Source organism: Luteibacter sp. W1I16 (assembly GCF_050434905.1).
Taxonomy (GTDB): domain Bacteria; phylum Pseudomonadota; class Gammaproteobacteria; order Xanthomonadales; family Rhodanobacteraceae; genus Luteibacter.
Genome location: NZ_JBNDJJ010000001.1, coordinates 3,049,790 through 3,062,290, shown reverse-complemented (window position 1 = coordinate 3,062,290; position 12,501 = coordinate 3,049,790). Strand labels below are relative to the sequence as shown.

Annotated in this window: 7 protein-coding genes; 1 reads left to right on the top strand and 6 read right to left on the bottom strand. The window is 65.4% G+C overall.

The genetic code is table 11. The features are described 5' to 3' along the window. Positions 1–278: 278 nt before the first annotated feature. From QFZ41_RS13405 to QFZ41_RS13380, 6 genes are all read right to left on the bottom strand, one after another. Positions 279–1,895 carry an NAD+ synthase gene (locus QFZ41_RS13405; protein ID WP_429199224.1) on the bottom strand — a complete coding sequence of 539 codons (1,617 nt, stop codon included), beginning with the start codon at positions 1,893–1,895 and terminating at the stop codon, positions 279–281. 173 nt (positions 1,896–2,068) lie between these two features. Further along, positions 2,069–3,106: a serine hydrolase domain-containing protein gene (locus QFZ41_RS13400; protein ID WP_429199223.1), complete on the bottom strand. Its 1,038-nt coding sequence runs from the start codon at positions 3,104–3,106 to the stop codon at positions 2,069–2,071. A 2-nt stretch (positions 3,107–3,108) separates the two neighbouring features. Continuing rightward, positions 3,109–3,810: a M15 family metallopeptidase gene (locus tag QFZ41_RS13395; RefSeq protein ID WP_429199222.1), complete on the bottom strand. Its 702-nt coding sequence runs from the start codon at positions 3,808–3,810 to the stop codon at positions 3,109–3,111. Then, positions 3,770–6,412, bottom strand: coding sequence for a membrane dipeptidase (locus QFZ41_RS13390; RefSeq protein ID WP_429199221.1), 2,643 nt, complete (start codon positions 6,410–6,412; stop codon positions 3,770–3,772). Before QFZ41_RS13390 ends, QFZ41_RS13395 begins: the two co-directional genes overlap by 41 nt. Before the next feature lie 185 nt (positions 6,413–6,597). Further along, positions 6,598–9,585 carry a TonB-dependent receptor gene (locus QFZ41_RS13385; RefSeq protein WP_429199220.1) on the bottom strand — a complete coding sequence of 996 codons (2,988 nt, stop codon included), beginning with the start codon at positions 9,583–9,585 and terminating at the stop codon, positions 6,598–6,600. Positions 9,586–9,642: 57 nt separating this feature from the next. Then, entirely contained in the window at positions 9,643–11,160 is a 1,518-nt protein-coding gene (locus QFZ41_RS13380; RefSeq protein WP_429199219.1) for a transglutaminase-like domain-containing protein, read from the bottom strand. Positions 11,161–11,338: 178 nt separating this feature from the next. Between QFZ41_RS13380 and QFZ41_RS13375 the strand changes: the two genes are divergently transcribed. Next, entirely contained in the window at positions 11,339–12,487 is a 1,149-nt protein-coding gene (locus QFZ41_RS13375; protein ID WP_429199218.1) for a DUF819 domain-containing protein, read from the top strand. The last annotated feature ends 14 nt before the right edge of the window (positions 12,488–12,501 follow it).

Here is a 12,501-nt window from a genome sequence, read left to right as displayed (position 1 = left end):
CCTCGGCGCGACATGAGGAGCCGAGGGCGGGCGGGCGGACGAGGCCCGAAGGGGATCGGCCAGGACGGCCGATCGTTTTCGCTGAGCCACGGAGGGCGAATCGAAAACCCCCGCCCGACCGTCCGAGCCCGAAGGGGCGCCAGCCATCAAACATGGCCGCGCAGCGGCTTCCCTTCCCAAGGGACGGCGCCGCCTGTCGCGCCGAGGGTGGCGCCCGGCAGCTCCCCCGCCACGCACACAGCGAATGCGAGGGCGAAAGCCGAGCCGGATGCAGGGAATCAGCGCCAGCCGGAGGTGATCGGGTAGCGGCGTTCGCGGCCGAAGGCCTTCGTGGTCACGCGGGGGCCCGGCGCCGCCTGGCGGCGCTTGAACTCGTTGATGAAGACCATGCGGATCACCCGGCGTACCGTCGCGTCGTCGTGACCGGCGGCGATGATGTCCTCCGCCGAGGCCTCACCCTCGATGAAATGCTCCAGGATGGCATCGAGCTCGTCGTAAGGCGGCAGGGAGTCCTGGTCGGTCTGCTCGTGACGCAGTTCGGCGGACGGCGGGCGGTCGATGACCGCCATCGGGATCGCGCCGTCGATGGCCGCACGCCAGCGCGAAAGACTGTAGACGGTGGTCTTGTAGACATCCTTGAGTGGCGCGTAGGCGCCACACATGTCGCCGTACAGGGTGGCGTAACCGACGGCCATCTCGCTCTTGTTGCCCGTGGACAGCAACAGCTTGCCGGTCTTGTTCGACATCGCCATTAGCAGCACGCCGCGCGCACGCGATTGCAGGTTTTCCTCGGTGATGTCGGGCCCGCGCCCTTCGAACACCGGCGCCAGCGTGCCAGTGAAGGTTTCGTAGATCCCCTCGATCGGCAACACGTGGTACTCGACGCCCAGGTGCTCCGCCTGCGCCTTCGCCTCGCGCAACGAGAGATCCGACGTGTACACCGTCGGCATCATTACGGCGGTGACCTTGTCCTTGCCGAGCGCGTCCACGGCGATCGCCAGCGTGAGCGCCGAATCGATGCCGCCGGAAAGGCCCAGCAGCACGCCCGAAAAGCCATTCTTGCCGATGTAGTCGCGCACGCCGCGCACCAGCCCCGCGTACATGATCGCTTCCGGCGAGCGCGTATCCTGCGCCGGCCAGTCGATCGCCGCGAGGCGCTTCGTCTCGGTGTCGTATTCCACCGTGAGCAGCATTTCCTCGAACGAAGGCGCGCGGGCGACCACTTCGCCATCGGATTGCACGAGCAAGGAATGGCCATCGAACAACAGGTCGTCCTGGCCACCGACCAGATTTACGTAGGCGATGGGCACGCCGTTTTCCGTGGCCCGCTGGCGCAGCAATTCCTCGCGCGTGGCCGCCTGGCGGCGGTCATAGGGTGAAGCGTTGATCACCAGGATCAGTTCCGCGCCCGCCTGGGCGGCATGGGCCGCGGGTTCGGCCTCCCAGATGTCCTCGCAGATCAGCATGCCAACGCGCACGCCTTCGATCACGAAGACGCGCGTGGCCTGCCCATGCTGGAAATAGCGTTTTTCGTCGAAGACGGTGTAATTGGGCAAGGCCTGCTTTTGGTAGGTCCACTCGACCTTGCCTTCGCGGATCAGCGAGGCAGCGTTGAAGACTTCACCGCGCGTTTCGGGGTGGCCAACGATGGCCGAGATGCCGCGGATTTCCGGTGCGAGCGCCGCGAGTTCGCGCCCGCAGGCTTCGAGGAAGCTCGGGCGCTGGAGCAGGTCTTCGGGCGGATAGCCAGAGAGGGTCAATTCGGGGAAGGCGACCAGCGAGGCGCCGAGCCGATCCCGCGCTTCCTCGGCCAGTGCCTTCACGCGCTGGACATTCTTGGCGGTGGCGCCTACCGGGAAGTCGTACTGGGCCAGGGCGAAGCGGAACGTGGACATGGGGGATCCGTGCGGTCGCGGGGGACTGCCTATGATAAGACATGGGGGTGAGGGTGGCTGGCCCGCTGCCGCGGGATCGCCGACAAGGTCGGCTCCCACCAGTCATGGATCGCTGATAGGGTCGGCTCCCATCGGTGGTCATTCCAGGCTGCTATCGGACCTTTGCCGCGAGGCTACAGGTAGAGGTTCGCGATGTGCACTACGGTTTTGTAGGGCTCGGGGTCGTTGCGATTGGTCAGGAGGATCACGGTGAGGTGACGTTTCGGGTATCGCACGATCACATTGCGGAAGCCGATCGTCTCGCCCGAGTGCCAGAGCGTCTCGCCGGTGATCCGCCACCCGTAGCCATATTCCACCGAGGGATCGTCGGTGGGCGTCCACGATGTGAAGGCGGCCTTGCGCGAGGTGCCGCTCAGTAGCCGGTCGTCGTAGAGCGCGGCGTCCCAGCGCGCCAGGTCGTCGATCGAGGAATAGATCCCGCCATCGCCGAGCACCGAGCTGGTCATGCTCTGGTCGGTACGAACCCAACGCCCACCCTCGTCGCTGTATCCGAAGGCCCGGTGCGGCACGGGAGGCCCTTCCCGTACATAGGCCAGGGTGTTCGTCATGCCCAGTGGCACGAAGATGCGCTCGCGCAGGAAATCCTGGAACGGCTTGCCCGAGGCCTTTTCCACGATCAGCGCGAGCATCGCGTAGCCCCCGTTGCTATAGCGGTACGACGTGCCGGGGGAGAAATAGAGATGGTCGGTTTTGGCGAGCAGGTCGAGCACATCTTTGTCTCGCAGCGGCACCCGCGTATTGGCGGGCATGATGTCCTCGTAATCGATCAGCCCACCCTGGTGGCTCAGCAACTGGCGGATGGTGATCGCGTCGGCCGCGGCGGGAAGCGTAGGCAGCCAGCGGCGGGCGCGGTCGTCCAGTGAAAGTTTGCCGTCTTGCGCAAGCAGGAGGATCGCGGTCGCCGTGAACTGCTTGCTCACCGAGGCCAGGCGATAGTTCGTCTGCGGCGAGGCCGCCACGTGGTGTTCCAGGTCGGCGAATCCATAACCCCGCCGAACGATGGGTACGCCCTCGCGCACCACCAACAGCGAGGCGCCAGGTCCGTCACCGTCGTAACGCTTCATCAATACATCCAACGCCGCATCACGCGATGGCGATGCGGCGCATCCGGCGAGGAAGGCACAAACGGCCAGCGATACGGCGAAGCGCATGGTCACTCCACGGGAACGTCGTAGATCGTGTCGGCTGACGCGGCCGAAGGCAGCGAGTAATGCCACCACTCCTGCGGATAATTGACGAACCCTTCCGCCGCCATCGCACGCACCAGTCGCTGGCGGTTCGCACGCTGCGCGGCGGAAATGCCCGGATAATCGGTATGCGCACGGGGATCGAAGAAGTCGAAGTCCGTGCCCATGCCCAGCGGCGTGCAGCGCTTTCCGTCGCACCGCATCAAGGTGAGGTCGACGGTGGCGCCACGGCTATGGCCGGAAACCGGAGCGATGTATTCGCCCAGCAGTTTGTCCTTGCCGAGGTTCGGGTAGTGCGCGGGCTTGGTTCGCGTATCGACGGTATCGCCGGCCCAACGTACGAACGCCGCGACCGCGCGGGCCGGCCGATAGCAATCCCATATGCGCAGGCGCAGGCCCTCCCGGCGCAGATGCATCTCCACACGCGCCAACGCCTCGGCGGCAGCCGTGCGCAGGAAGCACTTCGCCGACCGATAGCCATCCACCGGGGCGCCGGTGAAGTTGTCGCTTCCCGCATAGTGGATGTCCTCGGAGATGTCCGGAACCAACGAACGAACATCGGTGAGCCCCACCTCGTGCGGCGTGCGCGCCGGCGGCACCTGTGGCGGGACATCGGCGGCGTGCGCGCTAAGGACAAGCCCGCACGCGAGTGAAAGCCAGATCTTCATAGTCGTTGCTGAAATCGGCATCGGGATCGACCTTGGTCAGGCGCAACTGGTCCGGCGCGGCGAGGTCGAGCCATGGCTCGGCGTCCATCCGCGGGCTGTTCCACTGCACGAGGTAACGCGTACCCACGCGTTCGAGCATACCGGTCATCACGGGCGAACGTGCCGCGGTGAAGCGCACGCCTTCCTTGCCCGGGCAGATGCTGACTTCGCCGAACCAGGGATCGCGCCAGATGCCCAGCATGCTGGCCGCCTCACGGGCGGAGGCAGCCACGCGCGAGGACGTATCCGGCGCCCGCGAGGCACCCGGGGCCGACGCCTCGGCGGCGATACGGTCGGCGTATTCACCCACCGTATGTGCTTCGCCCGGTGCGGTGAACCGCTTGAGCAACGCAGCGGCCAGAGCGTCGCGTGCGTCCTCGCTCCCACCATTCATGAGGATGACGAAGCCGCTGCGCCGCTCGGGCAACAAGCTCACCGTCGAATACATGCCCGAGAGCGTGCCCGTGTGCGAAACGCTCCATTGCCCATCCACGTCGGCCAGCCGCCAGCCATAGCCGTAACCGTAGAGATGCGTGTCGTTCCAGGCTTTCCGGCGCTTTCCCACGGGCATCGGATTCTGGATCGACCACAAGGGTTCGCGATGCGCGGCGTCCAGCCATGCCAGTTGCGCCGCATCGGGCGCCAGCCAGTTTCCGGCCCATCGGAGCATGTCGTCGAGGTCGCAGCGCACGCCGCCCGCGGCGGCGGACGTGATCGCGGGAACCGTTGCCGGATCGCCATTCACCACTTCGTTACCGCGCTCCCCTTGCCGATGCGGTTGGGCGACGTTCCCCACGCCGTCGCGCGACCAGCGGCCGACCTGGCAGCGGGCGAGCCCCAGCGGCTCGAACACCTCGCGGCGCAAAAGCGTTTCGTAGGGAGCGCCGCCAACCGCCGCCGCCACTTCGCCCGCGACGACGTAAAGCAGGTTGTCGTACGCGTAGCGCGAGCGAAAACTGTGCTCCGGCTTCAGGTAAGCGAGACCGGCGAGGATGTCCTTGCGCGTGAAGTCGTTCGGTTCCGGCCACAGCATCAGGTCGCCCGCGCCCTCGCGCAGACCACTGTTGTGGATCACCAGGTCGCGCACCTGGATCTCGCGGGTGACCCACGGGTCGTTCATCCGGAAGTCCGGCAGGTACTCCGTCACCGGATCGTCCCAACGCAGCTTGCCCGCCGCGACCAGGCGCGCCAGCAGGGCCGTCGTCATGGCCTTGCTGTTGGAGGCGATCTTGAACAGGGTGCGCCCGTCCACCTTGTGGCCCGAACCGGCGACGAGTTCGCCGGCCGTGCGCGTATAGGCCACCTTGCCATCCTGGATCAACCCGACCGCGATGCCGGGAACGCGGTAGCGCGACACCGCCTCGTCGACGAGGGCGTCGAGCGATGCGGCGGAAGCGGCCTCATCGGCCGCCCATACGCGCAGCAGGTTGCCGCCCCAGAGTTTGGCGATGTCCTGGTCTGAAAACCCGCGCCGCTTGAGCGCGGCGGTCACATTGCGCGTCTCCGATGCATCCATCCACCCCGTGATCTCTCCGCCGCCGTCGAAGTCCGAGGCGATGCCCACGTGATCGATACCCGCCACCTTCACCATGTGCTGGACGTGGTCCATGAAATCGTCCAGCGTGGCCAGTGGATGTTCGCGCTGGATCGCCTTCATGCCCTCGATGTACGACGGCAAGTAGTCGTGCTTCTCGCTGTCGTATTCCTTGTCGCCCGCCTCACGCGCCACCCGCGTCTGCAAGGCCTTCTCGGCGGCCGCGCGCTCGGGGTCTTTCTTCAGGAACTCCTTGTACGCCACGGCCTGGACGACGCCATCTTTCGCGGCGATGGCTGCCAGCAGGTCGTCGGGCAGGTTACGCGGGTGATCGGTGATCGCCCGGGACGACGAATGCGACGCGATGATCGGCGCCTTCGACAGCGCGAGGACATCGCGGACGCAGGCGTCCGAGGCGTGCGACACGTCCACCATCATCCCCAGCGCATTGGCCCTCTCCACCACCTTCCGGCCGAAATCGGTGAGGCCGAGGTTGCTGTCGACCTTGTCGCCAAGTTCCTTGCGGGGTAGCGAGCTGCCACAGAGATCGTTGTTGCCGACATGCGCCAGCCCGATGTAACGCGCACCCCGTGCATAGGCCGCGTCCAGCCGCTTCAGGTCGTGCCCGAGCGAATAGCCGTTCTCGATGCCGATCATGGCCGACAACCGCCCAGCGGCCTTGTTCGCACGGACTTCGGCGGGCGTGCGCGCCGCCCGGATCCATTCGGGATACCGCTTCAGCATCAGGTCGATGGCGTCATACTTGCGCGCCGCCTGTGCCACCGCCTTCGCGTATCCCGCCGGCGTGAGAGGACCCTGCTCCACGTAGATGACGAAGAAAGCGGCATCGAGGCCGCCACGGCGCATCTTGGGCAGGTCCACCTTGAGCGGGCCGTCCTTCCCGGCGTCGAACTTCGCGTCGTGCATGTACGACAGCGGGATATCGACGTGCGTGTCCAGCGTGAGCGGATGGTCCTGCGCCTGCGCAGCCGCGCAGAACAACAAGCCCAGGCCAAGGATTCGCCTCATTCGTGCCTCCTGTGATGACGCCAGTACACCAGCGGGAAGCCGGGGGTGGAAAGCTGGGATGGGAAGCCTAGGTGGGCAGCGCGCTGGCGCGCGATGGGTGCTTGCCGGAAAGTGAGACAAGTGCCCATCGCGCGCCAGCGCGCTTCCCACCTTATATCCCGATCCTTGCTCCTTCCTGGCCTTGCTTAGAAGTCGATCGAGACGGTCAGCTGGCCGAATCGGGGCGACTGGAAGCGCTGGGGTTGCAGGTACGTGGGATTCAGCCCGCCGACCGAGGTCTGGAGGTCCTGGTCGACGCCGAGCGTGCGCTGCTGGTTGAGGAGGTTATACACCGCGAACTTCACGCGCAGGTTGTTCTTCTCGTCCAGCGGCAACAGGTAGGTGATGCTGGCGTTGAGGTTGAAGGTCCAGGGCGTGCGGTCCTCGCCTCGGGGCGATCGCTGGTACACGCGGTTCTGGGACACGGGGTCGGCACAGTTCTCCACGCAGATGAAGTAGCTGTGGTACACGGTGGCGTCGTACGGATTGCCGACGCCGTAGCCGGTGATCGGGCTGCCGGAAAGAGCCGTCAGGTCGGCGCCCACTTGCCACTGCTTGCTGATCGCATAGGTTCCGCGAACCTTGAACTGGTGGCGGTGATCGTTCGGCAGGTAGCCGCCGGACAGGTTCACCCATGGATCGTCGAAGTTCTCCGTACGGCCCGTGTCATCGAAGTTGGTATCGGAATTCACCGGCCCCTCGGCGTTGCCACGGCTCCACGACAACACGTACGACGCGTTCAACATCCACTTTTCGTCCCACGCACGGTCCACCTGGAACTCCAGCGAGCCGAAGGAGCGCCGGGGCTTCTTCCAGCCACGCTGGCCGAGGTAATTGCCGTCGGCGTCATACATCGCCCAACCCTGCTTGGAGGTGTCGATGTTGATGTAGCCGTCGGGCGTGCCGTCGCAATTGGTATCGCCGTAAACGGTGAGCTTGCGACCCGGATTGCCCATGACGTAGCCGATGTAGCCATCGCCACCGCACTGTGGCGTGGCGCTGATCTCCATGTCGTCGATGGCGTTGTGCAGCTTCCGGTACGTTCCGCTCACGCCCCACGACCACTTGTCCGTGATGGCTTGCTGGAAGCCGAGGATCGCCTCGTCCTGATAGACCGAATCCATGTTCTTGTCGACTTCGGCACGCAAGTCGCCCACGCTGCCGTTGCCCTGCGAATCGTCCACCGGGCCGATCTGCGGCCCGAGAATCGGCAGGGCGTAAGGCGACCCGTTGCGATCGAGTATCTGGTACCCGTCGAAGGCGTAGTACGTGCGCTGGTCGAGCAGGCCACCCGCCTGCTTGATGTTGATCACGTTGGCCACCGGCAGGTAGTACCGGCCGAGGTTACCGAAGATCTTGGTGGTGCCATCGCCCTTCAGATCCCAGGAAAAACCGAGGCGCGGCGCGATCATGTTGTCCATCTTGATATAGCTGGACCCCTCGCCCGTCTTGTTGTCGAAGGCGTCGCGGCGCAGGCCCGCGTTCAACAGGAAGTCCGGCGTGATGTTCCAGTTGTCCTCGAGATAGAAGGCGTTGTTGGTCGTCTCGAACGTGCCCGCGATCTCGTAGCGTCGCGCGCGCACGTACGCGTTGTAGCCCGCCGGCACCACGCCACCGTTCTCGATGGTGGCACCCGGCGTCGTGGAGTAGATGTTGTAGTAGTACGCGCCCGGGCCAGGGTAATGACGCGAATAGTCGGACGTGTCGACCTCGTGGTCGTAGCCGAAACGGACCAGATGGTCACCCAACGTCCATTCGAAGTCGGCGCGGCCTTGCTTGCGCGTGTCGTTGCGCTTGATCACCGCGGTGCTGGTGCTGCACCCCAGCGGCACGCCGGGACCGGGCACGGCCGAGACCTTGGCCACCGGGTTGCAGTCGATGTCGGACTGGGCGCGGGTGAAATCCTCGCGCTCGTTGCGGCCATACATCAGCTTCATCGACAGGTTGTCGACGAGGTAACTGGTGAAGGTGCCGTTCCAGTTGCGGCCACCGGTGTCGCTGTAGATCTCGTCGTTCTTGTCGCTCTTGGTATGCGTGGCGTAATCGTAGTTGTAGACCGATCCGACGTTCTTGTTCTTGTCCGAGAAGGCCATGAACTCGAACAGATTCTTGTCGTTGATATGCCAATCGACCTTGGCGCCCCAGAAGCCGGAGTCGGTATCGTTCTGCGTCAGCACGGTGCCGAGGTTGTCGGTGTTCTGCGGTGTATATCCCCGCGCCTCGTACATCGCGAAGAAGAACAGCTTGTCCTTCACGATCGGCCCGGACGCGTACACGTTCATCTTGGTACGCGAGTAGTGGTCTTCGGACGAGGTGATGTAACGCTCGCCGTCCCAGTAGCGGTTCTTCGTGGTGGCCTGCCAGTCACTGGGCTCGAAGGTCATCTCCGCGCCCGCCTTGAATTCGTTCGTGCCCGAGCGGGTCACGGCGTTGACGACGCCGCCGGTGGTGCGGCCGAACTCGACGGAATAGCCGCCGGTCTTGACCTGGAATTCCTGGTAGAACGCGAACGGCGCTTCGGAGAAACCGTTGCGGTTGTAGAAGTCGGTGACATTGAGGCCGTTCACGTAGAACGAGTTCTCGGCCACGGACGAACCACCGAACGAAATGCCGCCAAAGCCGGCGTTGCCCTTGTTCACGCCCGGCGCCAGCAGGGCCACGGATTGCACACTCTGGTCCACCGGCAGGCGGCGGATTTCCTCGCGACTGATGTTCGTCGCGGTTTCGGTGGAGCTGACGTCCACGGCGGAGATGACGACCGGTGCGCTCACCTGCACACCTTCGAGTTCGGTAGTGCCCGTCGCGCCGCGTTCCACGAGGTTCACCGTGGTGGCGTTACCCAGGCTCACCGTCACCTCGGCGGTGGTCGCCACCGGCTTGCCGTCCTTGCTGCTGTCCACCTGGTAATGGCCGACCGGCAGGTACGGCAGGCGAAAGTTGCCCGCATCGTCCGCGGTCACGGTACGCGTCAGGCCGGTGGCCGGATCACGCGCGGTGACCGTGGCCCCCGCCTTGGTGCGGCCCACGATGGTGCCATCGGTATTCGCGGCGGATGCGCTGCCGGACATCGCCAGGCCAAGGCCGATCGCCATGCATAAGGCGCCGTGGCGCAACGTGCGCCGGTTCGTCTTCATGTCCCCCATCTCCCCACTCCCATAAGATGATGTTTCGGGTTGTCGTTCGTTGCCCGGTCAGGGCGCCGCGTCACCGCCCCCGCGCGGTGTATCGACACGGTGCCACCGGAAGTCGTAATCCCACTGGTCGAAATACAGGTTGCCGCCCTTCCACTCGACCTCACCGCGCTGCGAGTCGACCGTCTCCGACCGGAAGAACGTCTTCGGCGGTGTGAACGGCTGCGAGTAGTCGTCGTTGAAGGCGATGCGATAGGCATCCAGGCCGCCGAGGTAGAACCACTCGAGGGCGTCGTCGCCCGGCTTCGCGTCCGCTCCGGCCAGCAGGCGGCCGAAGGTCACGTCCATCGGTACCCATCCATACGGGGCCAGGTACACCTGTCCCCAGTCGTGGATGTTGTTGTACTTGCCATCGGAGAAGATCCAGCCCGACTGCCAGCGCGCCGGAATGCCGTTGAGGCGCAGCAAGGTCATCAGCAGCAGGGTCTGCTCGCCGCAATCGCCGTGGCCGGCATGCAGCGTGTAGTCACCGATATTCGAGATCGTGGAGTATTCCCGCGCGCCTGCCCAGGGAATCGTATCGACGGCGGCGAACAGCTTCTGCGCGATGCGGTAGGGGTTGGTCTCGTCGCCTACCACGCGCTTCGAATAAGCGCGCATGGCGTCGGTGAAGACGATGTGCGGCGCGCGCTCGGCGACATAGGGCGCCAGCGCCGGCGTGACCGGCGTCCGCGTCACCTTCGCCGGATCGATGTCGACGTAGCGCGCGTGGAGGGTCACCTCATAGGTGATCGAGAATTCGGTGGGCTTGCCCGCTTCGGCCTTCTTTTCGAGGTAGGCCGTGCGCTGCAGGCTCGACTCGGGAGCGATGGTGGCCTTGGCCGGCTCGCTGCCGGTGAGCCGGATGTCTTCCTGCTGGCCCGTGATGGCGCGCGGATAGGGAATCCAGGCGCGGATCGTTTCACCCGCGGGTACCGCGCCGGCTTTCACCGTGAGCACCTGGGTGACGCTCTCGCGGCGCGGCAGCACGCTGCTGGTGTGGTTCGCCAAGGCGGCCGCGCGCACGGCGCGGTGGTGGTCGTTGAGGATTTCGTTCGGGCCGTCGTCGAAGGGCGTCTGTGCCTTGCGCCGCTCCCGAGCCTCGGCGCTGATCCGGAACAGGTTTCCCGGCGAGCGCTTGAAGTACAGCGTGCGGCCGTCGATCACCTGTTTTTCGAGCAGGCCGGCGGCGTCCCACTTCGCGAACTCGGCGTCGGTGAGGTCGGGAATCTGTTTGCGCAGGCGGGTCTTCACCGCGTCGGCGTCGAGGGTGAAGTCGAGCAGGATGCGGCGCATGCGTTCGCGCTGGAACAGCAGGGTGTCGCGTTGTGTGGGGGTGAGGTTGGGTTGGGTGAGCGCTTTGGTTATCAGGGCTTCGGCGGATTTGAAGTGGCCGGCGTCTATCTCGCGGGAAGGAGCATCGCCGACAGGGTCGGCTCCCACCTGGGACGGGGAGGCATGGGGAGCTGGGTGGGCTTCCACCACAGGGGTGGGGCTCAGCGCGGCGAGCAGGCACGCCGCCAGCACCGGGCGAATCATCGCGTTTCGTAAGGCCGCTTTCACCGTTCGGTATCCCCGATGCAACCGTGGTGGATGGACGTGCGTCAGGGCTGTGTAACATGCTTGCAAAGCGCGGTCAATAATTTATGCTTCAGGCTACTTCGTTAGGAATAGATATTCCTGACGACCGTCGCGACACCACCCGGGGAGGGGACGCGTGATCCAGTCGGTTTGGCCTTACCTGGCCGTGATGCTGCTCGCCGCCGGCTTCTGGCCCGCGATCGAACGGCGTTTCGGCTGGAAGGTATTTGAGATCCTTCCGCCCATCGTCCTCACCTACCTCACCGTGACAGCGTTGTCCGTCGCCGGCTTCTGGACCGCCTCGCCGGAGATCCACGCGGCCCAGAACATGCTTGTCGCCCGGCTGGTGCCGGCGCTGCTCTTCCTGCTGATGATCAACTGCGATCTTCGCGCCATCCTCGCGCTGGGGCCGCGCGTGCTGGGCGTCTTCGTCTGCACCTCAATCAGCCTGTTCATCGCCTTCGTGCTGACCTTCCTCATTTATCGTCACTGGATGCCGGGCACGGGGTGGATGCCGCTCGCTTCATTGTCGGGTAGCTGGATGGGCGGCACGGCCAACATGATCGCGGTGAAGCAGGCCATCGGCATGTCCGACACGTCGCTGGCCACCACGCTGCTCACCGACGCGTTGTGCTATTCGATGTGGGTGGTGGTGCTGTTCGCGGTGGCCCGCCTCGCGCCAGCCTTCAATCGCTGGACGCGGGCGCAATCCAGCGCGAGCCTGACCGTGGCGGAAACGGCGGTCCGCGCGCCCGCCACGTCCGACAGCGTACTGCTCTGGCTGGGCCTCGCCCTGCTCGTCGCCGCCGTATCTGCGGTGCTCGGCGCGCGACTGCCGGTAGGCAGCATGGTGTCACCAACGACATGGACGATCCTGATCGCGACGGTGGCCGGCCTCGTGGCCGCACACACACCCCTGGCCCGCATGCCCGGCGCGCAGGCCGTCTCGAGCGCGTTGCTGATTTCAGTCGTCGCCGTGCTCGCCTCGCAAAGCAGTTTCGCCGGCATCGCCGCGGCACCGCTCTATCTGCTCGCGGGCGTCACGGTGATCGCCGTGCATGCGGTCCTTCTCAGCCTGGCGGCACGCGTCTTCCACTTCGACCTGTATCTCTGCGGCATTTCTTCCCTGGCGCACATCGGCGGCGTCGCCGCCACCCCCGTGCTGGCAGCGACGTATTCGCGCTCGCTGGTGCCGGTGGGCGTCCTGCTCGCCCTGCTCGGTTATATCCTCGGCACTGGCTTCGGTCTCGTCGTCGCCGCGGTGCTCTCGGCGCTGGCTTCCTGACCAAGGATCTCGCT

Bases quoted from the DNA above. Each gene is read 5' to 3' on its own strand.
- QFZ41_RS13395 (WP_429199222.1), bottom strand. From the start codon at position 3,810: ATGAAGATCTGGCTTTCACTCGCGTGCGGGCTTGTCCTTAGCGCGCAC.
- QFZ41_RS13405 (WP_429199224.1), bottom strand. From the start codon at position 1,895: ATGTCCACGTTCCGCTTCGCCCTGGCCCAGTACGACTTCCCGGTAGGC.
- QFZ41_RS13385 (WP_429199220.1), bottom strand. From the start codon at position 9,585: ATGAAGACGAACCGGCGCACGTTGCGCCACGGCGCCTTATGCATGGCG.
- QFZ41_RS13400 (WP_429199223.1), bottom strand. From the start codon at position 3,106: ATGCGCTTCGCCGTATCGCTGGCCGTTTGTGCCTTCCTCGCCGGATGC.
- QFZ41_RS13390 (WP_429199221.1), bottom strand. From the start codon at position 6,412: ATGAGGCGAATCCTTGGCCTGGGCTTGTTGTTCTGCGCGGCTGCGCAG.
- QFZ41_RS13380 (WP_429199219.1), bottom strand. From the start codon at position 11,160: ATGATTCGCCCGGTGCTGGCGGCGTGCCTGCTCGCCGCGCTGAGCCCC.